This window comes from Nocardia acidivorans NBRC 108247 (assembly GCF_001625085.1).
Classification (GTDB): domain Bacteria; phylum Actinomycetota; class Actinomycetes; order Mycobacteriales; family Mycobacteriaceae; genus Nocardia; species Nocardia acidivorans.
On record NZ_BDAW01000068.1, the window covers coordinates 20,507 to 45,999 of the forward strand.

The 25,493-nt window shown below is 67.4% G+C and carries 26 protein-coding genes, 1 tRNA gene, 1 pseudogene and 1 riboswitch; of the genes and pseudogenes, 8 read left to right on the forward strand and 20 right to left on the reverse strand.

Annotated features, from left to right (window positions below; translation table 11 throughout):
- Nucleotides 1-76: 76 nt before the first annotated feature.
- The 4 genes from hpt to dacB all read right to left on the reverse strand — a co-directional run bounded on the left by hpt (nt 77) and on the right by dacB (nt 4,454).
- Nucleotides 77-631, reverse strand: a complete 555-nt coding sequence (hpt, locus tag NA10_RS28640; protein WP_067573480.1) for a hypoxanthine phosphoribosyltransferase — start codon at nt 629-631, stop codon at nt 77-79.
- Between the two features lie 16 nt (nt 632-647).
- Nucleotides 648-1,688 carry a tRNA lysidine(34) synthetase TilS gene (tilS, locus tag NA10_RS28645; RefSeq protein ID WP_067573482.1) on the reverse strand — a complete coding sequence of 347 codons (1,041 nt, stop codon included), beginning with the start codon at nt 1,686-1,688 and terminating at the stop codon, nt 648-650.
- A gap of 152 nt (nt 1,689-1,840) precedes the next feature.
- On the reverse strand, nt 1,841-3,007 hold the full coding sequence (locus NA10_RS28650; protein ID WP_084515356.1) for an Rv3626c family coenzyme F420 biosynthesis-associated protein: 1,167 nt from the start codon (nt 3,005-3,007) through the stop codon (nt 1,841-1,843).
- Between the two features lie 13 nt (nt 3,008-3,020).
- A complete protein-coding gene (gene dacB, locus NA10_RS28655; protein ID WP_067573523.1) occupies nt 3,021-4,454 on the reverse strand; it encodes a D-alanyl-D-alanine carboxypeptidase/D-alanyl-D-alanine endopeptidase in 1,434 nt (477 codons plus the stop codon).
- Between the two features lie 154 nt (nt 4,455-4,608).
- Between dacB and ppa the strand changes: the two genes are divergently transcribed.
- Nucleotides 4,609-5,100 (forward strand): inorganic diphosphatase, encoded by a 492-nt coding sequence (ppa, locus tag NA10_RS28660; protein WP_067573484.1) that lies wholly within the window; start codon nt 4,609-4,611, stop codon nt 5,098-5,100.
- A 12-nt stretch (nt 5,101-5,112) separates the two neighbouring features.
- Here the strand turns inward: ppa and NA10_RS28665 are convergent, their stop codons facing one another.
- Both NA10_RS28665 and NA10_RS28670 read right to left on the reverse strand, forming a co-directional pair.
- Nucleotides 5,113-6,777, reverse strand: coding sequence for an MDR family MFS transporter (locus tag NA10_RS28665; protein WP_174562565.1), 1,665 nt, complete (start codon nt 6,775-6,777; stop codon nt 5,113-5,115).
- Between the two features lie 95 nt (nt 6,778-6,872).
- Nucleotides 6,873-7,694: a crotonase/enoyl-CoA hydratase family protein gene (locus NA10_RS28670; RefSeq protein WP_067573487.1), complete on the reverse strand. Its 822-nt coding sequence runs from the start codon at nt 7,692-7,694 to the stop codon at nt 6,873-6,875.
- Between the two features lie 126 nt (nt 7,695-7,820).
- Between NA10_RS28670 and NA10_RS28675 the strand changes: the two genes are divergently transcribed.
- On the forward strand, nt 7,821-8,294 hold the full coding sequence (locus tag NA10_RS28675; RefSeq protein WP_067573524.1) for a YbaK/EbsC family protein: 474 nt from the start codon (nt 7,821-7,823) through the stop codon (nt 8,292-8,294).
- Nucleotides 8,295-8,439: 145 nt separating this feature from the next.
- Nucleotides 8,440-8,904, forward strand: coding sequence for a flavin reductase family protein (locus NA10_RS28680; protein WP_084515370.1), 465 nt, complete (start codon nt 8,440-8,442; stop codon nt 8,902-8,904).
- 8 nt (nt 8,905-8,912) lie between these two features.
- On the opposite strand, the gene NA10_RS28685 is transcribed toward NA10_RS28680, so the two are convergent.
- Entirely contained in the window at nt 8,913-9,536 is a 624-nt protein-coding gene (locus NA10_RS28685) for a LysE family translocator (protein ID WP_067573492.1), read from the reverse strand.
- A gap of 107 nt (nt 9,537-9,643) precedes the next feature.
- A complete protein-coding gene (locus NA10_RS28690) occupies nt 9,644-10,303 on the reverse strand; it encodes a biliverdin-producing heme oxygenase (protein ID WP_067573494.1) in 660 nt (219 codons plus the stop codon).
- Nucleotides 10,304-10,497: 194 nt separating this feature from the next.
- A riboswitch (SAM riboswitch) is annotated at nt 10,498-10,611 on the forward strand.
- Nucleotides 10,612-10,663: 52 nt separating this feature from the next.
- Between NA10_RS28690 and NA10_RS28695 the strand changes: the two genes are divergently transcribed.
- Nucleotides 10,664-11,977, forward strand: a complete 1,314-nt coding sequence (locus tag NA10_RS28695) for an aminotransferase class V-fold PLP-dependent enzyme (RefSeq protein ID WP_067573526.1) — start codon at nt 10,664-10,666, stop codon at nt 11,975-11,977.
- Between the two features lie 12 nt (nt 11,978-11,989).
- On the opposite strand, the gene NA10_RS28700 is transcribed toward NA10_RS28695, so the two are convergent.
- Complete coding sequence (locus tag NA10_RS28700) at nt 11,990-12,178, reverse strand: hypothetical protein (RefSeq protein ID WP_067573496.1); 189 nt, start codon at nt 12,176-12,178, stop codon at nt 11,990-11,992.
- A gap of 57 nt (nt 12,179-12,235) precedes the next feature.
- Nucleotides 12,236-12,688, reverse strand: coding sequence for a DUF2752 domain-containing protein (locus NA10_RS28705; protein WP_067573528.1), 453 nt, complete (start codon nt 12,686-12,688; stop codon nt 12,236-12,238).
- Between the two features lie 136 nt (nt 12,689-12,824).
- Here NA10_RS28705 and NA10_RS28710 point away from each other — a divergent pair, with 136 nt between their 5' ends.
- The gene (locus tag NA10_RS28710; protein ID WP_067573498.1) at nt 12,825-13,151 is read left to right on the forward strand and encodes a hypothetical protein; all 327 of its coding nucleotides are present in this window, start codon (nt 12,825-12,827) and stop codon (nt 13,149-13,151) included.
- A gap of 4 nt (nt 13,152-13,155) precedes the next feature.
- On the opposite strand, the gene NA10_RS28715 is transcribed toward NA10_RS28710, so the two are convergent.
- Nucleotides 13,156-13,770 (reverse strand): TetR/AcrR family transcriptional regulator, encoded by a 615-nt coding sequence (locus tag NA10_RS28715; RefSeq protein WP_084515360.1) that lies wholly within the window; start codon nt 13,768-13,770, stop codon nt 13,156-13,158.
- Nucleotides 13,771-13,878: 108 nt separating this feature from the next.
- On the opposite strand from NA10_RS28715, the gene NA10_RS28720 reads away from it, so the two are divergent.
- Both NA10_RS28720 and NA10_RS28725 read left to right on the forward strand, forming a co-directional pair.
- Nucleotides 13,879-14,667, forward strand: coding sequence for an SDR family oxidoreductase (locus NA10_RS28720; protein ID WP_067573502.1), 789 nt, complete (start codon nt 13,879-13,881; stop codon nt 14,665-14,667).
- Between the two features lie 14 nt (nt 14,668-14,681).
- Nucleotides 14,682-15,746: an NAD(P)H-dependent amine dehydrogenase family protein gene (locus NA10_RS28725; RefSeq protein ID WP_067573530.1), complete on the forward strand. Its 1,065-nt coding sequence runs from the start codon at nt 14,682-14,684 to the stop codon at nt 15,744-15,746.
- A gap of 58 nt (nt 15,747-15,804) precedes the next feature.
- Here NA10_RS28725 and NA10_RS28730 read toward each other — a convergent pair.
- From NA10_RS28730 to NA10_RS28750, 5 genes are all read right to left on the reverse strand, one after another.
- A tRNA-Thr gene (locus tag NA10_RS28730) sits at nt 15,805-15,880 on the reverse strand.
- A 62-nt stretch (nt 15,881-15,942) separates the two neighbouring features.
- A complete protein-coding gene (locus NA10_RS28735) occupies nt 15,943-17,160 on the reverse strand; it encodes a DNA polymerase III subunit delta' (RefSeq protein ID WP_067573503.1) in 1,218 nt (405 codons plus the stop codon).
- Between the two features lie 31 nt (nt 17,161-17,191).
- Nucleotides 17,192-17,698, reverse strand: a complete 507-nt coding sequence (locus tag NA10_RS28740; RefSeq protein WP_067573505.1) for a DinB family protein — start codon at nt 17,696-17,698, stop codon at nt 17,192-17,194.
- A gap of 81 nt (nt 17,699-17,779) precedes the next feature.
- Nucleotides 17,780-20,650, reverse strand: a complete 2,871-nt coding sequence (topA, locus tag NA10_RS28745; protein ID WP_245677970.1) for a type I DNA topoisomerase — start codon at nt 20,648-20,650, stop codon at nt 17,780-17,782.
- 315 nt (nt 20,651-20,965) lie between these two features.
- The gene (locus NA10_RS28750) at nt 20,966-21,172 is read right to left on the reverse strand and encodes a cold-shock protein (RefSeq protein ID WP_067573509.1); all 207 of its coding nucleotides are present in this window, start codon (nt 21,170-21,172) and stop codon (nt 20,966-20,968) included.
- 453 nt (nt 21,173-21,625) lie between these two features.
- Between NA10_RS28750 and sftH the strand changes: the two genes are divergently transcribed.
- Nucleotides 21,626-24,004 carry a DEAD/DEAH box helicase gene (gene sftH / locus NA10_RS28755; RefSeq protein WP_067573532.1) on the forward strand — a complete coding sequence of 793 codons (2,379 nt, stop codon included), beginning with the start codon at nt 21,626-21,628 and terminating at the stop codon, nt 24,002-24,004.
- Nucleotides 24,005-24,357: 353 nt separating this feature from the next.
- Here the strand turns inward: sftH and NA10_RS28760 are convergent, their stop codons facing one another.
- The 4 genes and pseudogenes from NA10_RS28760 to NA10_RS38945 form a co-directional block, all read right to left on the reverse strand.
- The gene (locus NA10_RS28760) at nt 24,358-24,723 is read right to left on the reverse strand and encodes an Rv3654c family TadE-like protein (RefSeq protein ID WP_067573512.1); all 366 of its coding nucleotides are present in this window, start codon (nt 24,721-24,723) and stop codon (nt 24,358-24,360) included.
- Nucleotides 24,723-25,037, reverse strand: coding sequence for a TadE family type IV pilus minor pilin (locus tag NA10_RS28765; RefSeq protein ID WP_067573514.1), 315 nt, complete (start codon nt 25,035-25,037; stop codon nt 24,723-24,725). Before NA10_RS28765 ends, NA10_RS28760 begins: the two co-directional genes overlap by 1 nt.
- A 47-nt stretch (nt 25,038-25,084) precedes the next feature.
- Complete coding sequence (locus tag NA10_RS28770) at nt 25,085-25,300, reverse strand: DUF4244 domain-containing protein (RefSeq protein WP_373862440.1); 216 nt, start codon at nt 25,298-25,300, stop codon at nt 25,085-25,087.
- Nucleotides 25,301-25,357: 57 nt separating this feature from the next.
- Nucleotides 25,358-25,493, reverse strand: a pseudogene (locus NA10_RS38945) (type II secretion system F family protein); the annotation flags it as partial.

A 25,493-nucleotide genomic window follows, 5' to 3' on the forward strand; every position in this document is an offset into this window, starting at 1 on the left:
TTTCGTCACATCACAGCGGAAGACCGCCCACCGAATCCGGCGGACGGTCTCGTCGAGAGCGCTGAAACGGACGGATTCAGCCGCCGTACACCTTCGGGTCCAAGGTGCCGATATAGGGCAGATCCCGGTACCGCTCCGCGTAATCCAGGCCGTAACCGACCACGAACTCGTTCGGAATATCGAAACCGACCGCCATCACATCGACCTGGGTGCGCAGCGCGTCGGGCTTGCGCAGCAGCGTCACCACCTCCAGCGAGGCCGGATTGCGGCTGGACAGATTGCGCAGCAGCCACGACAGCGTCAGACCGGAGTCGATGATGTCCTCGACGATGAGCACATTTCGCCCGGCGATGTCCTTGTCCAGATCCTTCATGATCCGCACCACGCCCGAGGACGAGGTGGAGGAACCGTAGGAGGAGACCGCCATGAACTCCATCTGGGTGGGCACGGTCAGCCGCTTGGCCAGATCCGTCATGAAGAAGATCGCGCCCTTGAGTACGCCCACCAGCAGCAGATCACCCTCGGGAGCACCGGCGGGATAACGCTTGGCGACCAGTTCGGCGAGCTCATCGATCTTGCTCGCGATCTCGTCTTCGCTGATCAGCACCGACGCGATGTCATCCCCGTACACGTGGCCTGGTTTCCCTTCAGTGATGATGTCGACCCCGATCGGGTTCGCTGTGGGTCAGTATGAGCCTGCCACGTTCACGCGCGGCAACCAACCTGGTCCCGCTGACCGCACCGCCGACCGCGACCCCGCCCTGCCCGCGCCAGTCGGTGACCAGCGCCTCGACCGCGCGTAAATTGCTGTCCGTCAATGATTTTGCGCCGCCCGCCAGCAGCCATGCCCGAATGACGCGTCGCCGCAGCGCGGGCGCGGCAGTGGTGAGCGTCTCCAGAGTCAGGGCCGGGCCATCAATCGCGGCATTCAGCAAATTCTCGGCTAGCGCATCCAGGGTCGCGCCGTCCTCGCGCAGCTGAGCGGCGGTGCGGGCGAGCGCCGGGGCCACTCCCCCGCCGAGCACCTCCTCGAGCAGCGGCAGCACCTCGGTGCGCAGTCGTACGCGGGTGAAATCGGGGGACGAATTATGCGGATCCTCCCAGGGCGTCAGCCCGAGATCCGCGCACAGTTGCCGAGTCACGGTGCGCCGCACACCGAGCAGCGGGCGACCCCAGGGTTCGGAGTACTCGGTCATGCCCTGAATCGAACGGCCGCCGGATCCCCGCGCGAGGCCGAGCAATACGGTCTCGGCCTGGTCATCGAGGGTGTGCCCCAGGAGAACCGGCTTACCCGATCGACTGCCGTGCGGCCGGGGATACGAGGCGCTCGGATCGGGGGCTCCCCGATCGATCCGCGGGGGCGAATGGTCCAATTCCAGCCGCGCCGCGTCCAGCGCGGCATATCGGGCGCGTCGAGCCGCCGCCTCGAGGCCGCCCCCGGTTCCCACTCCCACGGTGAGAACTCGCGCGGAACGACAGCCCAGGCGCAGGGCGGTCTCCGCCGCCCGCGCGGCGACCGCGGCCGACCCCTCCTGGAGGCCGTGATCGACGATGCACGCGTCCACCACCTCGGCCTCGACCACCGCCGTCGCCGTCAACGCCAAGGAGTCCGCCCCACCGGACAATCCGACGACGACCCCGCCGTCCGGCGCATAGCGGCCCAGCCAGTCCCGCACGGCATGACGCATCTCCAGCGCCGCACGCGTCTCGGGTAGCCGGGGACGGGAATTCACTCCCAGATCGTCGCACGACGGTGCCGGGCGACCACCGGCCCTCGTGCGGAGTGGGCTGTCGCGCCCCATGCGCGAGGCCCGTGGACCGATCGCGCGGGGTGCGCCGCTCAGCCCACTACGCGATCGACCCAGCGCCGCGGGGTACCGATCTCATCGGTGCGCGGCAGGGTGTCCGCATCGGTCCAGATGGTGTTGAACCGATCCATGCCGACGGTGTCCACCACCTCGTCCACGAACGCCTTGCCCCGAACGTATTGCGCCACTTTGGCATCCATGCCCAGCAGCGCGCGGAGTAGTCGCTGCAGCGGATTGCCGGGCCGCTTGCGCCGCTGATCGAAGGCCGCGCGAATGCGGGTCACCGACGGCACCACGGCCGGGCCCACCGCATCCATCACGTGATCGGCGTGGCCCTCCAGCAGCGTGCCGAGCATGAGCATCCGGTCCAGCGCCTCGCGCTGCGGTTCGGCCTGGGTGGCGCGCAGCAGGCCGACCATGCCGCCCGCCGGATCCTCGATACCGCGGCGGCGATCCCGCACCGCCTCCAGCAGGCGGCCGAGCATATCGGCCATGGGTTCCTCCCCGGCCTCGCCGAGGATCTCCACATTGCGCTGCATATAGTCGGCCAGCCACGGCGCGGAGGAGAACTGCACGCGATGGGTCACCTCGTGCAGGCATACCCAGAGCCGGAAATCGCTGGACGGCACGCCGAGTGCGCGCTCCACCGCCATGATGTTGGGCGCCACCAGCAGCAGGGTGCCGTCCGGACCGCTGAACGGGTCGTACTGACCCAGGATCGCGGTGGACAGGAACGCCAGCATGGCCCCGGCCTGCACACCCGCCGGTTTGCCGACGAATCTGCCCTTGCCACCGGCTTCGACGCCGGTTCCGGTGAGCTGGGCCATGGACTCCGCGGCGGCCGCGATCCAGCCCTTGCGATCCACCACCCGCGCCTCGGGCACGGCGAACCCGTCGAGCAGACCGCTCACTTCGCGCACCGGGCCCTCGGCCCGCCGGGAGGCCTCGGCCAGCTCCAGCACCGCCTGCTCGGCCGAATAACGCGTGGTGCGCGGTCCGGAGGGCGCCAGCGCGGCGCCGGTGCGCGCGGCGATACCCCAGTCGACCGATCCGGTCAGCGAGTTCTTCAACCGCACCGGTTCCCGAGTGTCGGTGGTCACGACCTCACCGCCCGCGTATTCGGTTCCGCCGGAAGCATTCTCATCGGCACGACCTGTCTCTGCGCCCGGCCGGTCGGCAGGGTGTTCGGGTCCGGTCATAGTTATCCACCCGTCAGGAGCAGCCACAGTTGCGCAGTGCGGCTGCGATGGCGTCCAATGCGGGGCGACTCTGTTCGGGCAGCCGCTGATTGGACATCAGCGCGAAGGTCAGTACGCGCCCATCGCGATCCAGCACATATCCGACCAACGCGCTCGCCACGTCCAGAGTTCCGGTCTTGGCGCGCACCCAGCCCGCGCCCGCCCGATCGCGGCTGGTGTAGCGCTCGGACAGCGAGCCGGTGGCCCCGGCCACGGGCAGATAGTCGAGCAGGCCGGCGAGCGGATCCGGCACGGCGTTCGCGGTCCCGGTCACACTCGAATTGCCCTGTCCGTCACCGCTGTTGGGCAGCGCCGCGACGGTGACGATGCGATCCAGCAGGCGCGGCGGAATCAGATCGTCCACCGAGAGTCCACTGGCGTCCAGCAGGGTGAGGCCGTTGGTGTCGAATCCGGCGGCGCGCAGCGTGGTCGCCATGGCGGTGACCGTCCCGGTGAACGAGGCCTCCGAGCCCGCGGCGACGGCGATTTCCCGGCCGATGGTCTCGGCCAGCACATCATCGGAGTGAACCATCATGTCGCGCAGGCGATCCCGCAGCGGTGCGGACTGCACCGACGCAACCTTGGCCGCACCCGCGTGCGCGGTGCCGAGCCGGACCTTGGCCGGATCGAGTCCCAGCTCCTGTGCGAGCCTGCGACCGGCGTCGAGCCCCGGGGTGGCCGAGCGCGGCGAGTACTCGACCAGCGGATTCAACCGCCCGCCGTCGATCATCACCGGATCGATGGGTGCGATGGACCCGCCGCCGATATCGGCCGGATCCCAGCCCTGCGCCATGGTCGATCCGGTGTACGCCGAGGTGTCCACCACAATGGTGTCCGGCTTGTGACCGGAGGATTTGATCTGCGCCACCAGATCCGAGAGCTTCGGCCCGTCCGGGTAGTAGCCCTTACCGTCCGGTTGCGCGGTCAGCGTGGGATCGCCGCCGCCGACCAGCACCAGCTCATTGGCGGCCGCGCCCGTCACCACCTGCGTGGTCACCCGATGGTCCGGCGGCAGCGCCAGCAGCGCGGCGGCCGTGGTGAGCACCTTGGCGGTGGAAGCCGGAATCATCGGCTTGTCCGGATCGGTGGTCCACAGCACCTTGCCGCTGTCGGCATCGGAGACCGAGGCGGCGAAGGTGCCCAGATCCGGATTGCCCACCACCGGGGCCAGCGCCGCGGCCAAACCCTTGGCGGTCGGGGCGGGCGCGGTCGGCGGCGCGGGCGCGACCTGCGGCAGCGGCTGAGTCGGCGACGGCGGATCGGCGATCGTCAAGCCCCCGTGCCGGAACTCGTCCGTCCACGGTTTCAGCGTCACGATCACACCCGCGGCGATACCCAGCACCACGACCACCACCGATGCCACCAGGATCCAGGTCTTCCGACGCCGCTTGGCTTCCAGCCCACCGATGTTCTGCTTGTTCCGAGCCACCTGCCGCCGTCTCCCTGATACCCGTCCCTGCCGAACCCACGCATCCGGGGACCACACTATCCTCGTTGCGCAGTCGTTCCCCCGAACGAGCTGGCGAGTCGGCAGCCATACCCGCACCGAAGAAGGAGATGACGTGGAGTTCGACGTCACCATCGAGATCCCCCGGGGTCAGCGCAACAAGTACGAGGTAGACCACGAGACCGGCCGGGTGCGGCTGGACCGCTACCTGTACACGCCGATGATGTACCCGGCCGACTACGGCTACATCGAGAACACCCTCGGCGGCGACGGCGATCCGCTGGATTGCATGGTGCTGCTGCCCGAGCCCGTGTTCCCGGGTGTGCTGGTCGAGGCCCGTCCGGTGGGCGTGCTCATCATGAGCGATGAGGCCGGCACCGACGAGAAGCTGGTCGCGGTCCCGAACAAGGACAAGCGCTGGGATCACATCCAGGACGTCGAGGACATCCCGGAGTTCCAGCGCAAGGAGATCGCGCACTTCTTCGAGCGCTACAAGGATCTGGAGCCCGGTAAGTGGGTCAAGGTCGAGGGCTGGGAGAACCGCGCCAAGGCCGAGAGCCTGGTCACCGAGGCGTACGCGCGGTTGCAGGAGCAGGGCGGGCACTGAGCTCGGCTCGAATCACGCGGCGGGTGGTGCGGTGTGCGCGCCGCCCGCCGTTGTTCGCAGCGGCACTTCCTTCCAGAAGGCCACCAGAATCAACGCCAGCAGCGCCACCCCGGAGGTGGTGAGGAATACCGTGGACAGCGATTCCGCGAAACCCACCTGAAAAGGCTTGGCCAGCACCGGATTCAGCTTCTGGATCACCGAACTGTCACTGAGCACGCTCTGCGCGGTCGCGGTGTCCTGTTTCAAAAGCCCTTGTGAGAGCGCCATATCCGCCGGATTGCCATCGTGCGCGCCCTGGAGCAGCGCCCGCTGAAATTCCGGATCAGGGCTCGCCGCAATGAGTTCGGTGCGAATATTCGGACTCAGCCGCGTGAACAACACCGACAGGAAGACCGCCGCGCCCAGGGTGCCGCCGATCTGCCGGAAGAACGTGGCCGCCGCCGTCGAGACGCCCATATCCCTGGGCGGCAACGCATTCTGCAGCGCGATGATGAGCGGCTGCATGAGATTGCCCAGCCCGAACCCCACGCACAGCATGAACAGCACCACGAGCCAGTACGAGGTGTCGGCCTTCAGATAGTGCAGCAGGAACAGCCCGAGGGTGATCATCCCCGCGCCGATCAGCGTGTAGACCTTGTAACGACCGGTTCGGGAGATCAACTGCCCGGAGATGATCGAGCCGACCATCATGCCCAGCACCATGGGCAGCATCTGCAAACCGCCGATCATGGGGCTCGCCCCGCGCACCGCCTGCAAATACTGCGGCAGCAACAGGATTCCGCCGAACATGCCGGCGCCCACCACGAACGAGATCACCACGCCCAAGGCGAAGGTCCGGTTCTCGAAGATGCGCAGCGGGATCAGCGCGGCCTCGCCCAGCATCGCCTCCACCGCGACGAAACCGATGACGCCGAGTGTGCCGATGACGTAGCAGAGCACCGATCGCGTACTGCCCCAACCCCATTCGCGACCCTGCTCGGCCACGATCAGCAACGGCGTGATGCCGATGGCCAGTACCAGCGCACCCCAGTAGTCCACGCGATCACGCGAGCGCTCCCGCGCGGGCAGACGCAGCGCCCGGGTCACCACCAGCAGGGTGAACATGCCGATCGGCACATTGACCAGGAACACCCAGCGCCACCCCGAGATGCCGAGAATGCTCTCCTGCCCGGCGAACAATCCGCCCAGCACCGGCCCGAGCACACTCGAGGTGCCGAATACGGCCAGGAAGTAGCCCTGATACTTCGCGCGCTCGCGCGGGCTGACGATATCGCCGACGATGGTGAGCGCCAGCGACATCAGCCCGCCCGCGCCCAATCCCTGCACGGCGCGGAAAGCGGCCAGCTCGTACATGGAGTGCGCGAACGCGCAGAGCAGTGAACCGGTCAGGAAGATGGTGATGGCCGCCAGATAGAAGGGCTTGCGGCCGTACATATCCGAGAGTTTGCCGTACAGCGGTGTGGCCAGCGTGGCGCTGATCAGATACGCCGTGGTCGCCCACACCTGTAGCGAATACGCGTGCAGGTCATCGGCGATGGTGCGAATCGCGGTGGACACGATGGTCTGGTCGAGCGCCGCCAGCAGGATGCCGAGCAGCAGCCCGCTGAGAATCACCAGAATCTGCCGATGGGTGAAGCCACCCTCATCGGTCGACGAGCTCACCTCGGATGTAGCCATGACCAACCCTCCCCGGTCCCTCGCTCACGATAAGCGCGAGGGAACCGGGAGGCCAGGGGTTTCCGGGCCGGAGCACCGGAGACTTTCGAGAGTTGTTACTTCCCTTGGAACTTCGGGGGGCGCTTTTCGAAGACGGCCTGGATCGCCTCGGTCAGATCCTGCGAGGGCAGGAAGGCCGAATTCCAGGCCGAGACGTAGCGCAGCCCGTCCGCGACCTTGCCCGCCTTGGGCTGATCCAGCACATCCTTGATGCCCTGCACCACCAGCGGCGGATTCTCGGCGATCTCGCGGGCCAGCGCGTACGCCGCGTCCAGCACCGCGTCGCGATCGGCGAAGACGTCGTTGATCAAACCGATCTTCTCCGCGCGGGCGGCATCGATATCCTTGCCGGTGTAGGCGAGTTCGCGCAGATGCCCCTCACCGATGATCCCCGGAAGCCGGTGCAGCGAACCGATATCCGCGACGATGGCCACCTTGGCCTCGCGCAGACTGAACTTCGCCTCGGCGCTGGCCAGCCGGATATCGGCGGCCGCGATCAGATCGAGCCCGCCGCCGATGCACCAGCCCGAGACCGCCGCGATCACCGGCTTGCGGCAATCGGCGACCGCGGTGACCGAGGCCTGCATCTCGCGCACATGCCGCAGGAAGTCGGTGCGCGGTCCGGCGAGCGCCTTATCGGCGAGCAGCGGCCCGAACAGCGGGCTCATGGCGGGCAGGTCCAGCCCGTAGGAGAAGTGCTTGCCCGAGCCGGTCAGGACAATGGCCCGCACCTGCGGATCCTCGTCCAGCTCGCGGAAGATGAGCGGCAGTTCGCGCCAGAAGTCCGGGCCCATGGCATTGCCTTTGCCGGGACCGGTCAGCGTCACCGTCGCGATGTGGTCCTTGCTTTCGACCTCGAAAGCCTTCCAATCGGTCATCGGTCCAGCGTATCGGGGGTGCGGAGGGCATGGGCGGGCGGTGTGAATCCGATGCGCAATCCGCTGTCCCGCATCGCTTTCCGCACTACCGGGCACATTCACCGCAATCGCTCTACTCTGGGTGGCATGCGCAGGTCCCTGCCACCGGTCGCCTCCAAAGTCTCCGACACGCTCATCGCCCGCGGCCATCACGGGGTGATCCTCACCCAGCCGCAACCCACCCCCACCGCGGCCGACGCCGCCCAGGCCCTCGGCGTGGATATCGGCGCGATCACCAAATCGCTGGTCTTCCTGCTCGACGACGATCCGGTGCTGCTGCTCGTGTCCGGTGCGCACACCGTGCATCTGGAGCGCACCGGCCAACGCCTGGACGGCGCGCTGACCAGGGCCCCGGCCGCCATGGTGCGGCAGGTGACGGGGCAGCCGGTGGGCGGGGTGGCCCCGGTCGGGCATCCGATCAACCTGCCGACCTTCATCGACAACGCGCTCGGGTCGTACTCGGAACTGTGGGCGGCGGGCGGGCATCCGAATACCGTCTTTCGCACGACCTTTGGCGAGTTGATTCGGATAACCGCAGGTCTGGCCATTGATGTCGATTAAGAATCGGCAGGTCGGCACCGCCGATGGAATATCCGGCGGGGATGGGACGTAGGTTCGGAAGGTGACCGATTCTCCGACGCCTGGCGCCGAGCTACATGTGCCCGACGACCTGAGCGGCATCACCGCCCAGCAGTATCGCGCCGCCATGCGGCACTATCCGGCGGGCGTCACCATTGTCACGCTGAACTCCGAAGCCGGACCGGTCGGTTTTACCGCGACCTCGTTTGCCTCGCTCTCCGCGCAGCCGCCGCTCATCTCGTTCAACATCGCCGAGACCTCCTCCAGCATCGCCGCGCTGACCCGGGCGAAATCGGTGGTCGTGCACTTCCTCGGCGAACATCAGAAACATCTGGCGCAGCGGTTCAGTCGCAGCGCGGAGGATCGTTTCACCGACCGATCGCTCTGGACCACCCTGGAATCCGGCGAACCCGTCCTGCACGGCACCCCGATCTGGGTGCGCGCCACCGTGCATCAGCTGATCCCGATCGGCGATCACACCCTGGTGGTCGGCCTGGTCACCCGGGTGCACGACAACACCGAGGACGCGCCCGCCGTCGGCCCGCTGGTCTACTACAACGGCGTCTACCACCGCGCCGAGATCGCCGACTGACACCCGGCTCACGCCGCCGAGGCCACCGTCCCGACACCCAGGGCCGCGAGAATTGCGGCACTGGCCTGCTCCAGCCGATCACGCACCTTCGGCCTGCGCAGCAGGGTCACCGCGCGCGCGGCCGCCACCGCCAACAGCACCATTTCCGCTGCGGCGATGGTGGATTCGATCGCGCCCAGGGTGAGCGCGTTGACGAAATTCACCTGTGCGAGGAACTGCGGCAGCACGGCGAGGTAGAACAGGCCCACCTTCGGATTGAAGACACAGGACAGCAATCCGGCGGCGAATGCCGAGCGAACCGAGGAGACCCGAGCACCCGACTGCTCCAACTCCGGTTCGGCCAGACCCTTGCGATGCGCCAGCAGCGCTCGAATCCCCAGGTACAGCAGGTAGATCCCGCCGATCACCTTCAGACTGCGATACGCGGTGGCGGATTGCTCCAGCAGCGTCGCCACTCCCGCCGCGACCACCACCGCCCAGACGATGCCGCCGCAGGCCGATCCCGCCGCGGCGGCGATTCCCGGACGCGGCCCGGCCATCGAAAAGCGCAGTACCAGAAAGGTATCCGGGCCGGGGGTGAGCGCCAACAGCACACACAGTCCGATGAAGCTCAGCAGCAGGGGAAGACTCACGGGTCAATCGCAGCGCATCGGGCGGGACCGGCGCAAGCCGATAAACCGAAAAGCCGCCGGACCTGCCGGTAGGCAACAGGTCCGACAGCTCCCCCGAGCTGGGATATTCAGTTCCGCGCGCTGAATTCCGCGCCCAGATCGCGGAACACATTCGTGTTCATGGTGAAGGCCAGTCGAGCCTCGTCCAGCACCCGGTCCACATCCGCGCCCTCGATGGGCAGCGCGTCCAGCGCCTCGCGGTAATCGCGCTTGAACGCGGCCGGGTTGGTGATCTGATCGAAGACGTAGAAGCGCACGCCGTCGCCCTTCTTCGGCAGATCCCAGAGCTTCTCGGCGGTACCGCGAATGACCTGGCCACCGGAGAGATCGCCCAGATAGCGGGTGTAGTGGTGCACCACGTAACCGGCGGGCCACTGGGTCGCGCACTCCTCGATGCGGGCGGCGTAGGCGGCGGTGGTGTGCAGCGCGGTCAGCTCATCGCGCCAGCGCGGGCCGCCCAGGTGGGCGAGGTCGGCCTCGAGCGCGGCCAGGCGATTGAGTTCCGGCTTCACGAAAGGTCCCGCGACCGGGTCGGAAACCAGTGCGGCGGAATGCTTTTCGAGCGCGGAATAGACGAACCAGAGCTGCGAGGTATAGCGGTAGAACGCCTCGACACCGAGTTGCCCGGTGAGCAGATCCTTCATGAACGTGGAATGCTCGGCCTCGGCGTGCTGCTGCTCGGTGGCGCTGCGAATGAGCGTCGAGAACGGCGTGCTGGTGTCCAACATGGTCGAGCTCCTCGGTCGGGTCGATTACTACGGCTCCGGGGTGCCCACCTTTGGCTACCCTAACTTTGTCTTCGACCATACGCTTCAGCAACGATCTCGCGATTCGATCTTTTCGGTGCGACCGATCCAACTTTCGGATGATTTTCCGGAAGGGGTTGACAAGACCCTCGATCTTCTGCCAGCCTCTTCAACCAGGTCATGAGTACCAGCGCAAAGCCCTGGCTAGCTGGTCGGCAACCCTCCTCCGCGGTGGGGTGCTCCAGGTGACGACCGGGCCGCCGCCCGACCGGGCGCGGCAAGCGCGGACACATCGATCTCTCTTTTTCCGATCGCGTGTCCCAGTCCGATGGGATTTTCGTGATGACCGCATTCGCCGATCAGACCTGCACCGCCCTGGCCACCGTCTCCGGTTGTGAGCTCGAGGTACCCCTGGTGCAGGGCGGCGCCATCCGCTACGCCAACTTCGACTATGCCGCCAGCGCACCGGCTTTGGCGCAGGTCACCGCCCGCGTGCAGGAGTTGCTGCCGTTCTACGCCAGCGTGCATCGCGGCGCGGGCTACGCCTCCCGGGTGTCCACCGACTGCTACGAATCGGCCCGCGGTTCGGTCGCCCGCTTCCTCAATGCCGCCGATGACCAGGTCGTGGTCTTCACCCGCAACACCACCGATTCGTTGAACCTGCTCGCCGCCTGCGTACCCGGCGACACCGTGGTGCTGGATGTGGAGCATCACGCCAACTTCCTGCCGTGGGTGCGCAACGGCCGCCGCGTGGTGCCGATCGCCGACACCATCGAGGAGACCATTCAGCGCGTCGTCGCCGAGCTGTGCAGCAAACCCGCTGCGCTGCTTGCCATTACGGGTGCCTCCAATGTGACGGGCGAACTGCTCCCGCTGGAGCGACTGGCCTGGATCGCGCACCAGTGCGGCACCCGGGTGCTGGTGGACGCCGCCCAGTTGGCCCCGCACCGCCGTATCGACCTGCGCACCAGCGGGATCGACTATCTGGCCTTCTCCGGCCACAAGGCGTACGCGCCGTTCGGTGCGGGCGTCCTGGTGGGCCGCCGCGACTGGCTCGATGCGGCCGAGCCGTACCTGGCCGGTGGCGGCGCGGTGCGCTCGGTCACCTCCGACAGCGTCGAGTGGGCGCCCGCGCCGCAGCGCCATGAGGCCGGTTCCCCCAATGTGCTCGGGGTGGCCGCACTCGCCGCCGCCTGCGACGCCCTCGCCGAATTCGACGAGACCACCGTGCTCGAACATGAGCAGTACCTCACCCACCGGCTGCGCTACGGCCTGAAAACCGTTCCGGGCGTGAACTTCCTGCGCATCTGGCGGGACAGCACCGATGCCGTCGGCATTGTGGCGTTCACCGTGGACGGTTTCGAACCCGGTCAGGTGGCCGCCTACCTCTCGGCCGAGCACGGCATCGGCGTGCGGGACGGCCGCTTCTGCGCCCACCCGCTGCTGTCGCGCCTCGGCGTGGACGCCGCACTGCGCGCCAGCATCGGCCTGGGCACCACCGCCGCCGATGTGGACCGCCTCATCGACGCCGTCTCCACCCTGGTCGAGAACGGCCCGGCCTGGGGTTACGCCAAGACCGAGGGGCATTGGAACCCAACCCCGGAGACCCGCCCTTTCGGCGGTTCCGACGGGGGTGCCGCGCCCTGTGGATTCTGAGCGGTTTCCAGCTCAGAACACCAGATAGCGCCGGGCGAGTTCCTCGACGAATGGATCGTCCTCGGCGACGGCCTCGAGTATGTCGAGATCGTCCCGCACCGAAACCTGGCGCGTATCTTCCTGATCCGGATCCGGCGGCCCATCCTCTTCGAGCTGCCTGATCAGTTTCGCGCGCACACGTTCCTTCAACGATTCACTCATATCCCGAGCATGCCCTGATCGACGGCGGTGTACCGGCCAGGCACGCCGCCGCACCGATCACACCGGTGCGAGCCAGGAACCCCACGGCGTATTGCGCAGCACGGTATAGAAGACAAGCAGTGCCACGGTCACCCACAGGGCGGATTTGGGCAGCACCTGCGGTAGTCGCGGTGGCGGCGTGCGGCCCTGGAACCCGCGCACCACCCAGGTTCCCCACCACGCCAGGAAGCCCAGCAGCAGTGGGAACAGCAGGATATTGCTGTGGATGGCGTCGAGCACATGGCCTTCGGTGAGATTGTGCAACCCGCGCAGCCCGCCGCAGCCGGGGCACCACCATCCCGTCAATTCCTTGAACGGGCAGATACCGTACGAGCCCTGCACATGCGGATCTCGAAAATGCAGCAGCACCAGCCCACCGGCCACCGCGGCACCCGCGAGCAGCGGCAATCCAGCACTCAACCACCTGGGGTGAGCAGCTGATTCGGCGTCGAGCGCCTGCGCGGTATCCACCAGACAACCGTAACCGCGCCCCCGCCCGCCCGCCATACCGCGCGCGACTTCGCACCCCCTGTGCGCTCGATCAACTGGACAGACTCGTGGGTATGCTTCCCCGGCAACGGTTTTCGATTCGGGGGAGGTAGGTCGTATGAGCAAGCGCCGAGCCGACGGCGGCAGGATCGCCCGCGCGGCGGCATCCGCCGGTCTCCTCGCGGTGATCATCATCGCCAAGGCGGGAAGCCTCATTCTGGGCTACCCCTTCGACTGGTCCCTGGTCGTCCTGGCCGTACTCGCGCTGCTCGGCGCGGGCGGCTACCTGCTGACCCAACGGCGCGGCCGGTCCGCGCCGGTGCGCCCCGAGCCGGCCGCCGACCTGACCGTCCCCGCCCCGGCGATCCCCGCGAATTCCCAAGAGCCGCCCACCCAGCCGGTGCACTACATCCCGCCCGCTCCCCCGACCGCCTACTCGCAGTAGCCTTTCAGCGAATCGGCGCCCGCGCGCTCACCGGCGCGGTCAATGCGCCCGCGAGCATATCGATGACCTCCGCCCAGGCGCCGACCTCGCCCGCGGCCACCCGGCCCGATTCCACCGCCCGCTCATGATCGGCGAGCAGCGCGAACAGCATGGTGGGCAGAGCGCGCAGCCGATGCACCCGCAATCGCGGTGGGAGAGCGGTCAATTCGTCATCGAGGCGCTGCATGATGATGCGCACCGAGGTGCGCCCCGCGCTGTCAAGATTCGACGCGTCGGTGACGGCGGGGTGGGTGTGAATCTGCTCGAAGAAGCGCGCGTAGTGGCTGATCCCGTGTACACCGAGTTCGAACATCGGCACCACCAGCGCCTCCAGCAGGCCGTGCACCCCGTCGTTCGCACCCACCTGTTCGGCGAGCAGTTGCAGTCGGCGCACCTCGAGGGTGGCCAGCCGCAACTCCACGATCGCCTCGATGAGCCCGTCCCGGGAACCGAAGTGGTACTGGATCGCCGAATTATTGCGCTGTCCGGCGGCGGCGGCGATATCGCGCAGCGGTACCGCCTGCCCACGTTCGGCAATCAGTCGCTCGGCGGCGAGGATGATCCGTTCCCTGCTCGTCACAGTGAGCAGAGTAGCCGCCCACCAGCTGGTAAAGAACTAGTCCTTGACATTTAAGAACAATTTCTTAAAGCTCTGAGTGACTGCCATCACTTCGATAGGACTGACTCGATGATCCTGGACACCTTCCGACTGGACGGCCGCGTCGCCGTCGTCACCGGCGCGGGCCGCGGTATCGGCGCCGCCACCGCGCTGGCCCTGGCCGAGGCCGGCGCCGACGTCGCCCTGGCCGCCCGCACCCCCGCACAGCTCGAGGAGGTCGCGGGCAAGATCCGCGCGCTGGGCCGCCGCGCCGTCATCGTCCCCTGCGATCTCAACGACCTCACCACCGTCACCGAGTTCGCCGACACCGCCGCCGCCGAACTCGGCCGCCTGGACATCGTCGTCAACAATGTCGGCGGCACCATGCCGAACACCTTCACCACCACCTCCCCCGAATTCCTGGAGGACGCCTTCCACTTCAATGTGTCCACCGCGCACGCCCTCACCCAGGCCGCGCTGCCGCACATGCTGAAGAACGACGGCGGTTCGGTCGTCAGCATCTCCTCGATGATGGGCCGCGCACCCGGCCGCGGCTTCCTGGCCTACGGCACCGCCAAGGCCGCCCTCGCGCACTGGACCCGCATGGCCGCCAGCGACCTGTCACCGCGCGTTCGCGTGAACGCCATCGCCGTCGGCTCGGTACTCACCTCCGCGCTGGAAGTCGTTGCACAGCAACCGGAAATCAAGGCCAAGATGGAGGGCGCGACCCCGCTGCGCCGCCTCGGCGAACCGTGGGAGATCGCCGCCGCCATCGTCTTCCTCACCTCCGCGGCGGGCGGTTACATCACCGGCAAAATCCTCGAGGTCGACGGCGGCATCGAGGCCCCCAACCTGGAACTCGGCCTGCCCGACCTGTGAAACCGGAGCCCGCAATGAAATACCGTGTCGTGCAATGGAGTACCGGCAATGTCGGTCGCCGCACCCTCCGCTCCATCATCGCCCGCCCCGAACTCGAACTGGTCGGCGTCTGGGTCTCCAGCGACGCCAAGGCAGGTAAGGACGCCGGCGAACTCGCGGGCCTGGACCGCGAGATAGGCGTCACCGCCACCACGGACGCACAAGCCCTGATCGCCCTGAAACCGGACTGCATCGTGCACACCGCCATGGCCGACGACCGCCTCATGGAGGCCGTCGAAGACCTGAAGATGTTCCTGCGCGCGGGCATCAATGTGGTCTCCAGCAGCCCCGTCTTCCTGCAATTCCCCTACGGCACCCTGCCCGACGAGGCCATCGACCCGATTATCGAGGCCGCCACCGAGGGCGGCGCCTCACTCTGGGTGAACGGCATCGACCCCGGCTGGGCCAACGACTGGCTCCCCCTGCTGCTCTCCAGCGGCTCCGAGCGCATCGACGCCGTCATCTGCTCGGAGATCATGGACTACTCCACCTACGACAACCCCAAGGTGCTGTTCGACATCATGGGCTTCGGCAGCGCGCTGGACGACCTGCCCATGCTGCTGCAACCCGGCATCCTCACCCTCGCCTGGGGCAGCGTCATCCGCCAGCTCGCCTCCGCCCTGGACATCGAATTAGATACGGTCACACAGCATTTCGAGCGCCTCCCCGCCACCGAGGAACTCACCGTCGGCACGCGCACCATCGCACCCGGCACCGCCGCCGCCCTGCGCTTCCAAGTCCACGGTGTCCGCGCCGGCCGCGAAATCCTCACCCTCGAACACGTCACCCGCCTACACCCCGACCTCGCCCCCCACTGGCCCCAACCCGCCGGAAAGGGCTGCTACCGAGTCGAAATCAAGGGCGAACCCGACTACCTCCTGGACCTACAGCTCTACAGCAACGGCGACCACGCCGAAGCCGGCGTAGTCGGCACCGCCGCCCGCCTGGTCAGCGCCATCCCCGCCCTGGTCCAAGCCCGCCCCGGCCTACTCACCGCCACGGACCTCCCCCTCACCACCGGCCGCGGCCTGGTCTCCTGACCCACCCCGGCACAAGCGAAAAGGCCCCCGACGCTTTGTGCGCCGGGGGCCTTTTCCGTGGAGCCGCCTGGGGGAATCGAACCCCCGACCTTTTCATTACGAGTGAAGCGCTCTACCGACTGAGCTAAGGCGGCGTGCCTTGCGGCGAGGCGAGTCTATCTGTTGAGGGGCGGATCGCGAAAATCGGTGGTGATCCTCACGCGGAACGGGCCGCTATCAGGCCCGCGACCATGGCGGCTACCGCGAAGCGGGGTTTCACATTGGTGTCCAGGGCGGCGCGGCAATCCAGGACCGCCTGGATTGAGAGGAGCAGGCCCTCGGGGCGGATATCGGTCGCGAGTTCGCGGATCTGGTCGGCCATATCCGGATGGGTAAGGGCGACACCGGTTTTCGCGGTGGCGTTGGCGGCGCCGAAGCGGACGGCGAGGGCATCGCGGTAGAGACCGGCCACATCGATGAGCGCGCGATCGAGGGCGTCACGGCCGGTGCGGGTGGCGCGGGACTTCTGACGCTTCTCCAGATCCTTGAGCGCGCCCGCCGAACCGCGGGTGGCCGAGGCCGCGCCCTTACCCGTGCCGCCCGCGCCGAGCGCGGTCGCCAGGGCGTCGCGCTCCTTCTCATCGCGGGTGGCGCTGACCTGCTTGGCCTCATCGTCGGCGGACTTCACCAATTCGTCGGCGGCAGTGTAGGCCACACCGGGGCGGGCGGTCGCCGCCACCAGGGCCAGGGCGCGCTTGCGGCGGGCGCGGGCCTCCTCATCGGTGGCCAGACGGCGAGCCCGGCCGACATGACCGCCGCTCACCGAGGCCGCCCAGTTGGCCTGTTCGGGTGCGAGATTGTCGCGCTCACGCAGGACCTTGGCGATCGAATCCACCGAGGGCGTCGCCAAATGCACGTGGCGACAGCGCGAACGCAGCGTGATGGAAATATCCTCCGGATCCACCGACGGTGCGCAGAGTAGGAAGACCGTGCGGGCGGGCGGCTCCTCCACCACCTTGAGCAGCACGTTTCCGGCGGCCTCGGTGAGGCGGTCGGCATCCTCGACGACAACCACCTGCCAGCGCCCGGTACTGGGCCGCCGCGAGGCGACCTGCACGATCTCGCGCATCTCCTTGGTGCCGATACTCAAACCCTCCGGCACCACGCGCCGCACATCGCCGTGCGTTCCGGCCATGGTGGTGGTGCAGGCATGACACTTCCCGCATCCCACCGCACCCGAATCGGTGCACTGCAGCGCCGCCGCGAAACACAGCGCCGCCACCGAGCGACCCGAACCGGGCGGACCGGTGAACAACCACGAATGCGTCATGGCCGATGCCGAAACGACCGCCCCGCCCCGCGCCGCCTCGGCCGCGCTCCTCAGCTCGGACTCGACCGCATCCTGTCCCACCAGCCGATCGAAGACTCCTGCCACGCCGTACAGACTACTGGCGACCTACGACAGCTCAGACCGCGCGCTGGTACGTGGTGTTCGCACCATCGAGCGCTTCGCGAATGATGTCGGCGTGCCCGGAGTGCTGCGAAATCTCACGCAGAATGTGCAGCAGGATGTACCGGACCGTCAGCCACTGCCGCTCGGGCGCCCACGGCGCGGTCGGCGTCGGCACCGAATCCTCGAGATTGGGTAGCTCCCGAATCACCTTGGCTGTCTGCTCGGCGACCGCCTCCCACTCGGCGAGCAGACCCTGCACCGTCTCGTCCGGATCCAGCCGGTACTCGGAATCCATTCCGGAGACATCGAATTCGGAGTTCGGGTCCCGCTCGACCAGGATGGTCGTCCAATGCCGTTCGGTATTGACGATATGGTGCAGCAGACCGCCGAGCGTCAGTTCACTGACCGTACTGCGCTGTCGCGCCTGATCATCCTCGATGCCCCGCAGGGTGATTCGGAAAAGCTCGCGCTGACTCGCCAGTACGGTGATCAACTCTTCGCGCTCGTGGTCGACTGTCATTCGAATGCCCTTCCGCCGGTGCGTGTTCGAACCACACGCTACGTCAGGGCACCGACAGGAAATAGCTGATCGGGGCGTTGATCAAGACTTGGACGCGGCAGCTTTCCTGGCAGCCGCAGCCTTCTTGGTGGTGACCCCGTCCGCGGTCTTGGCCGCGGCCTTCTTCGCCGCCGCCTTCTTGACCACCGTCGTCTTGGAGGCGACCGCCTTCTTCGCGGCGGTCTTCTTCGCCGCCGCCTTCTTGGCCGGAGCCTTCTTCGCGGCGGTCTTCTTGGCCGCCTTCTTCACCGGCCCGCGCGCCCGCCGGTCCGCCAGCAGTTCCGAGGCGCGCGCATCGGTGATGGACTCCACCTCATCGCCCTTGCGCAGACTGGCATTGGTCTCGCCATCGGTGACATACGGTCCGAACCGGCCGTCCTTGATCACCATCGGCTTCTCCGACACCGGATCCACCCCCAGCTCCCGCAGCGGCGGTGCGCTCGCGGACTGGCCGCCGCGCCGCTTGGGCTCGGCGTAGATCTTGAGCGCCTCGTCCAAAGTGACGGTGAAGATCTGGTCCTCACCCGTGAGCGACCGCGAATCGGTGCCCTTCTTCAGATACGGCCCATAGCGGCCGTTCTGCGCGGTGATCTCCGCATTCGTCTCGGGATCCACACCCACCACGCGCGGCAGCGACAGCAGCTTGAGCGCGTCATCGAGCGTAATACTCTCCAAATCCATGGATTTGAACAGCGATCCGGTGCGCGGCTTAGGCGCTTCGACCTTCTTCGCGCCCTTCTTGGGCTCGGCGTCCTCCGGCGGCGCGGGCAGCACCTCGGTCACGTACGGACCGAAACGTCCTTCCTTGGCGACGATTTCGTGCCCGCTCTCGGGATCGACCCCGAGTGAACGGCCCTCCTGCGGCGTCGAGAACAACTTCTCGGCGACCTCGGGGGTCAGCTCGTCCGGCGGCAGATCATCGGGCAGGTTCGCCCGCTGCGAGATCGAATCCCCTTCCGGGTCATCGGGATTGACGATCATGCGCTCCAGATACGGGCCGAACTTGCCGACCCGGACCACGACTTCGCGATCCTCTTCGTCGCGGAACAGCTTGATCGAATTGACCTCGCGCGCATCGATACCGTCGAGCCGCTCGCCCACCATCTTCTTCAGTCCGCCCTCGCGGGCCACCGAACCCTCGGCACCGTGATCGCCACCGAAGTAGAAGGAGGACAACCAGTTTCCGCGCTGCTCACGTCCACCGGCAATGGCATCGAGGTCGTCTTCCATGGCCGCGGTGAAGTCGAAGTCCACCAGCCTGCCGAAGTGCGCTTCGAGCAGCCCGACCACCGCGAACGCCACCCACGACGGCACCAGCGCACTACCGCGCTTGTACACGTATCCGCGATCGAGAATCGTCTTGATGATCGAGGCGTAGGTGGAAGGACGCCCGATACCGAGCTCTTCCAAAGTCTTGATCAGTGAGGCTTCGGTGAAGCGCGCGGGCGGATTGGTGGTGTGCCCATCGGGCAGCAGCTCCACCGCCGTCACGCCCTGGCCCTCGGTCAGGGCGGGCAGACGCGATTCGGCGTCATCGGACTGGCCGCCCGCCTCCTCGTCGACACTCTCCACATACGCCTTGAGGAAGCCCGCGAACGTAATGGTCCGGCCGGACGAGGAGAACACGCACTCCTCACCGGTATTGGCGACACCGGTGATGCGCACCGTCATGGTGGTGCCGCGCGCGTCCTGCATCTGCGAGGCCACCGTGCGCTGCCAGATCAGCTCGTAGAGCCGGAATTCGTCATTGTCGACGCGCGAATGGATCTGCCCCGGCGTGACGAACACATCACCGGAGGGGCGGATCGCCTCGTGTGCCTCCTGCGCGTTCTTCACCTTGCGGGTGTACTGACGCGGCGTCGGGCTCACGTACTCCGCACCGTACAGCTGCGTCGCCTGCGCCCGCGCGGCCTGAATCGCGGTGTCCGACAACGTGGTCGAGTCGGTACGCATATAGGTGATGTAGCCGTTTTCGTACAGCCGCTGCGCCACGCGCATGGTGCGCTCGGAGGTGAAACGCAGCTTGCGCGCCGCCTCCTGCTGCAGGGTCGAGGTCATGAACGGCGCGTACGGCTTGCGGGTGTACGGCTTGGACTCCACCGAGGTGACCGTGAGATCGACCCCGTGCAGCGACTCGGCCAACCGCTGCGCGTAACCGGCATCGATCACCGTCACACCGGAAGACTTCAACCGACCGTCGGAACCGAAATCGCGACCGGTCGCCACGCGGGCGCCGTCGACGGTCACCAGCCGCGAACCGAAGACCCGCGGATTACCCTCGCCCTGGTCGCCCGCGTCCAGCTTGGCCGCGATATCCCAGTACTCGGCCGAGCGGAACGCCATGCGCTCACGCTCGCGCTGCACGATGACACGCGTCGCCACCGACTGCACGCGGCCCGCCGACAATCGCGGCATGACCTTCTTCCACAGCACCGGCGAGACTTCGTAGCCGTACAACCGGTCGAGGATGCGCCGGGTCTCCTGCGCGTCGACCAAATCCTTGTCGAGCTCGCGCGTGTCGGCGGCCGCGGCGAGGATGGCGGGCTCGGTGATCTCATGGAAAACCATGCGCCGGACCGGCACCTTGGGCTTCAGCGTCTCCAGCAGATGCCACGCGATGGCCTCGCCCTCGCGGTCGGGGTCGGTGGCGAGATACAGCTCGTCGGCGTCGGCCAGCAGGCTCTTGAGCTCGGCGACCTTGGCCTTCTTATCCGGGCTGACCACATAGATGGCCTCGAAGTCATTGTCGACATCGACGCCCAGGCGCGCCCACTGCATGCCCTTGTATTTGGCCGGAACATCCGCCGCGCCCCGTGGCAGGTCGCGAATATGCCCCACCGAGGCCTCCACGACATAGCCGCGCCCCAGGTAGGGAGCGATTTTGCGGGCCTTGGTCGGCGACTCGACGATCACGAGACGACGCAGGGGGCGGCCCTGGTCGGGCGCTGCCTTGGAGTTCGGCGATGCACCGCGGTCTCGTGTTGCCACCGGCGAACACACCTTTCCTGTCGATCCGCGCGGCGCTGGCTGTGCGCGCATTACGCGGCTGGGGCAAGCGGCTGCGACTACTGATTATCGCTGCCAGCAACGTTTATACCGTGTTCAGAGGCTCAGCCTCGGTCGCAGCGACGATATGGCCCCGGGTCGTGATCGAGTGTAGTGGGTCCAGATATGGGTCGTCCCCCACCGCCGATGGCGGTGGGGGACGGGATTGTGGGGTTGGCCCGCTCAGCCGAGCGCGCGAACACCGGTGGCCTGCGGGCCCTTGGTGCCCTGGCCGACCTCGAACTCGACCTTCTGGTTCTCCTCGAGAGTACGGAAGCCCGAACCCTGGATCTCGGAGTAGTGGACGAAGACGTCAGCGGAGCCGTCCTCGGGCGCGATGAAGCCGAACCCCTTCTCCGCGTTGAACCACTTCACAGTTCCCTGTGCCATTCTGTTCCTTCTCTTTCCATACCGGAACGGTAGACAAGTAGGTTCGTCCACCGGGTCCGTTGAGACCGCTGTACTCTGTTCCCCCTGCAGGAAAGCCTCAGTACACCGTTCGCAACATCGATCCTGCTTGATGGTTTGGACTTTGGATCCGTTCCCTCGAACACAGAAGCTTGCGACCAGGAACCAGTGAACCATGTCCGCGCGCAATTCAACAGCCGAGTTACCCACAATTTGCAAAAAAGTTGATCTTGCGAATGCGCAGGTGAGGGGCATAATGCCCAAATCCGTACTCGAAGTAGGTTTGCTTCCGGATAACAGAGCGAGCATCCGGCAAACCCCCTGTGACACAGGCCGCTACTCTGTAGTGAAATGGCAGGTAGAGGAGCAGAGATACACACCTTTCGCACCCCCCTCGCCGAAGAAGGCCCCGCGACCGTGAATCCGGAGCATCCCGTGGACCGCGACGGCGGCGGTGACAGCCCGAGCTATGGTCGATCGTTGCTGAATCGTGTCCTTACCGGGGCGGGTACCGGTGACCCGCGTCTCACCCATATCGCGGAGCTACCGTCACGTGCGGCTCAGGTCACGAAATGGCCCGAATGGAGCTCCCCCGACGTGATAGCCGCGGTGCGCGCCACCGGCGTCGAGGAACCCTGGACCCATCAGATCCACGCCGCCGACCTGGCCGCTCAGGGGCAGCACGTGGTGGTGTCGACCGGGACGGCCTCCGGGAAGTCGCTGGCCTATCAACTGCCGGTGCTCACCGCATTGCAGCGGGATCCGCGCGCGACCGCCCTCTATCTCTCGCCGACCAAGGCGCTGGGGGCCGATCAGCTCCGGATGATCAATGAACTCACCGGTCAGGACCCGCTGCGGGGAATCCATCCCGCGCCCTACGACGGCGATACGCCGATGGAGATCCGGCAGTGGGTGCGGTCCAATGCCCGCTGGGTCTTCACCAATCCGGACATGCTGCACGTCGGCATGCTGCGCTCCCATCAGCGGTGGGCGCGGCTACTGCGGCAATTGCGGTACGTGGTGGTCGACGAATGCCACACCTATCGCGGGGTTTTCGGCTCGCATGTGGCCCTGGTGCTGCGGCGACTCCGGCGTCTGGCGCAGCGGTACGGCGCGGATCCGGTCTTCGTCCTGTGCTCCGCCACCACCGCGGAGCCGGCCGAGGCGGCCTCCCGATTGATCGGCGCACCCTGCGTCGCGGTCACCGAGGACGGGTCGCCGCAGGGGTCGCGGACCGTGGCGCTGTGGGAGCCGCCGCTGCTCGGGGCGGGCGTGACCGGGGAAAATGGTGCGGCGGTTCGCCGTTCGGCCGGGGCCGAGGCGGCCAAGGTGATGGCGGATCTGGTGGCCGAGGGGGCGCGCACGCTCACCTTCGTGCGATCGCGGGTCGGGGCCGAAGCCGTCGCCATGGACACCCGGCGGCTGCTCGCCGAGGTGGATCCCACGCTGCCGGGCCGGATCGCCGCGTATCGAGCCGGATACCTGGCCGAGGACCGGCGGGCGCTGGAGGCCGCGCTGTCGGAGGGATCGCTACTGGGCGCGGCCACCACCAATGCCCTGGAACTGGGCGTGGACATCGCCGGGCTGGACGCGGTCGTGGTGGCGGGCTATCCGGGCACGGTGGCCTCGTTCTGGCAGCAGGCCGGGCGGGCCGGGCGGCGCACCCAGGGGTCATTGGTGCTGCTCATCGCCCGGGACGACCCGCTGGACACCTACCTCGTGCACCATCCCGAGGCCCTGCTCGGACGGCCGGTGGAGGCCACCATCACCGATCCGCACAATCCCTATATCTTGGGCCCCCATCTGCTCTGCGCGGCCATGGAACAACCGCTCACCGATGCCGAGGTGCTCGCGTATCAAGCCTGGGAACTGCTGTCCGACCTGGCTGAACAGGGTTTGATCCGGCGGCGGCCGGGTAACGGACGGGACGGTTCGGCGCGCTGGTTCACCACCGCCGATTCCCATCCGCACGATGCGGTCGACGTGCGCGGCGGCATCGGCGCGGCCATCGCGGTCGTGGATGTCGAGACCGGGCGCATGCTGGGCACCACCGATGCCGGGCGAGCACCCGCCACCCTGCACGAAGGCGCCGTTCACCTGCATCAGGGCGACAGCTACGTGGTGGATGAGCTGGATTTGGCGGAGGGCGTGGCGCTGGTGCGCGCCGATACCCCGGGCTGGTCCACCAGCGCGCGGGCGGTGACCTCCATCGAGATCGAGGAGGTCACCCGCGAGCATGCGCACGGGGCCGTGACCATTGCCCTGGGACGGGTGCTGGTGACCCGCCAGGTCATCGGCTACCTGCGCAGACTTCCCAGTGGCGAGGTGCTGGACATGATCCCGCTGGACCTGCCCGCACAGCTGCTGCCGACCCGGGCCGTGTTCTATACCGTCACGCCGGACCTGCTGGCCCGGGCCGGGATCGACGTGAAACGGGCGCCGGGGGCGCTGCACGCGGCCGAACACGCCGCAATCGGCATGCTGCCGCTGGTCGCGATCTGCGATCGGTGGGATATCGGCGGGGTGTCGACCGCCGAACACCCCGATACCGGGCTGCCCACCGTCTTCGTCTACGACGGGCATCCCGGCGGCGCGGGTTTCGCCGAGCGGGGGTTCGCGCGGCTGCGGCAGTGGCTCGGAGCGACCCTGGACGCCATCGAATCCTGCGGCTGCGCGAGCGGCTGCCCATCCTGCGTACAGTCCCCGAAGTGCGGAAATGGCAATAATCCGCTGGACAAGGCCGGGGCGGCGCGGCTGCTGGCGGCGGTGCTGGGCGAGCTCGGCGATGGTGACGGGGACCATATCGTTTCGTGACCGGGCCGTCGCCGGAGCGAGGCCGGAACGCCATCGGACCAGGTAGTTCGATCCGGGCCGCTGGAAGGTATCGGGCGGCTCCGGGAGCACTCCGGGATGGGTCTCGCAACACGCGAGCGATGGTCGAATAAAAAGGGATGTGATCCTGTTAACTGAAGAGTTGCTCCGTTCGATAATGTCGATCGCGGATTTACCTGTGCATTCTTTGAATTGACGCTCGTAAATGAATTGGAAAGCGATCGGCGCCCGTTCCATTCGCCTAGCGCTTTCATCCGATATCAACATTGATCGACACGCGGTGTGGCCCGCGCCATTCATTGTCTAACCAACCGCTCGGTACGAGATAGGCGCCATTAGTCGCTATCGTCCATAGGTCCGGCACGCGCCATCGCGCGCACCGATCGACTGCCCAGCGGGCCGAGCGACATTCGCGCTTCGACAGTCACCGACACATCCCAGTCGTGCACCGCGCAGTTGATCATCCGCACTCCCATTCGCCTACCGATCCCATCCGCCGCGGCGCATGCGGACTGCCGACCGCCCGCTGCCGCGGCCGCCGCCGACAGGGCCGCCAGATCGGCCGCCGACTGCGCCCGATGCCGGCCCGCCACCGCGACACCGACCTGCGCCATCAGCACCGTGAGGGTCAATAAAGCGAGCAACGCCACACCGGCGACCACCGTCACTCCCCCGTCCTCACCGCCCCGCACCCACCGCATCACGAGGTCTCCCCCGGCTCCCGGACGGCCACGGCCTCCGCATGCAGGGTGAGCGGCAGCAGCGGGGCGCGCACCCGGACGACCGCGGTCACCAGCTCCCCCTCCGTGCGCACCTCGACAGTGGCATGCGGTGGCGCGACCCGCTGTCCGGCGGCGACCGCCTTCGCACCCTCACCCCGCGCGGCCAGGCGCGCCGCCTCGCGCGCGGCATCCACACACCGGACCTGCGCCGAGACCGCCAGCAGCGCGCCCGCACACAGCACCAGCACCGCGACCAGGGCGGCCAGGGCGATGGCGGCCTCGACGGTCGCCATCCCCTCGGCACCACCGAGGCCGGGAGCGACGGACTTTCGCGTCGGCCTCACTTCACGGAGGTCTTCAGGGCTTTGTCGATGATCTTGGTGAGCGCGTTCACAATGCTGTCGCCGGTCACCACCCCGTACAGCACGGCTCCGAAGGCGGCCGCCGCGATGGTGCCGATGGCGTATTCGGCCGTGCTCATACCGTCTTCGGCGGTCGCGAACAGCAGCAGGCGGTTCCGCAGGCTCCACCCCAGGGTCCCGATGGATGTGCGCACGATCTCTCCTCTCCCTCGTCCGATGCGGCTGTTCCGCATCGGCACAGTCGATTCCGTTCACAGCAGCCCGCCGCCCAGGACGCGGCCCGCGAGCCCGATCACCACCGGCACGATCCCCAGGCAGACGAAGGCGGGCAGGAAACACAGGCCGAGCGGTCCGCCGATCAGGACGCCGGCCCGCTCGGCCCGCGCC

What these genes read in the sequence shown, in the direction of transcription:
- tilS (WP_067573482.1), bottom strand. Translation starts at nt 1,688, where the DNA reads ATGCGTCATGCCGTGCGGGACTGGCTGGGCCGCTATGCGCCGGACGGC.
- NA10_RS28650 (WP_084515356.1), bottom strand. Translation starts at nt 3,007, where the DNA reads ATGACCGGACCCGAACACCCTGCCGACCGGCCGGGCGCAGAGACAGGT.
- NA10_RS28665 (WP_174562565.1), bottom strand. Translation starts at nt 6,777, where the DNA reads ATGGCTACATCCGAGGTGAGCTCGTCGACCGATGAGGGTGGCTTCACC.
- NA10_RS28670 (WP_067573487.1), bottom strand. Translation starts at nt 7,694, where the DNA reads ATGACCGATTGGAAGGCTTTCGAGGTCGAAAGCAAGGACCACATCGCG.
- NA10_RS28675 (WP_067573524.1), top strand. Translation starts at nt 7,821, where the DNA reads ATGCGCAGGTCCCTGCCACCGGTCGCCTCCAAAGTCTCCGACACGCTC.
- NA10_RS28680 (WP_084515370.1), top strand. Translation starts at nt 8,440, where the DNA reads ATGCGGCACTATCCGGCGGGCGTCACCATTGTCACGCTGAACTCCGAA.
- NA10_RS28690 (WP_067573494.1), bottom strand. Translation starts at nt 10,303, where the DNA reads ATGTTGGACACCAGCACGCCGTTCTCGACGCTCATTCGCAGCGCCACC.
- NA10_RS28695 (WP_067573526.1), top strand. Translation starts at nt 10,664, where the DNA reads ATGACCGCATTCGCCGATCAGACCTGCACCGCCCTGGCCACCGTCTCC.
- NA10_RS28700 (WP_067573496.1), bottom strand. Translation starts at nt 12,178, where the DNA reads ATGAGTGAATCGTTGAAGGAACGTGTGCGCGCGAAACTGATCAGGCAG.
- NA10_RS28710 (WP_067573498.1), top strand. Translation starts at nt 12,825, where the DNA reads ATGAGCAAGCGCCGAGCCGACGGCGGCAGGATCGCCCGCGCGGCGGCA.
- NA10_RS28720 (WP_067573502.1), top strand. Translation starts at nt 13,879, where the DNA reads ATGATCCTGGACACCTTCCGACTGGACGGCCGCGTCGCCGTCGTCACC.
- NA10_RS28725 (WP_067573530.1), top strand. Translation starts at nt 14,682, where the DNA reads ATGAAATACCGTGTCGTGCAATGGAGTACCGGCAATGTCGGTCGCCGC.
- NA10_RS28740 (WP_067573505.1), bottom strand. Translation starts at nt 17,698, where the DNA reads ATGACAGTCGACCACGAGCGCGAAGAGTTGATCACCGTACTGGCGAGT.
- NA10_RS28750 (WP_067573509.1), bottom strand. Translation starts at nt 21,172, where the DNA reads ATGGCACAGGGAACTGTGAAGTGGTTCAACGCGGAGAAGGGGTTCGGC.
- NA10_RS28760 (WP_067573512.1), bottom strand. Translation starts at nt 24,723, where the DNA reads ATGCGGTGGGTGCGGGGCGGTGAGGACGGGGGAGTGACGGTGGTCGCC.
- NA10_RS28765 (WP_067573514.1), bottom strand. Translation starts at nt 25,037, where the DNA reads ATGGCGACCGTCGAGGCCGCCATCGCCCTGGCCGCCCTGGTCGCGGTG.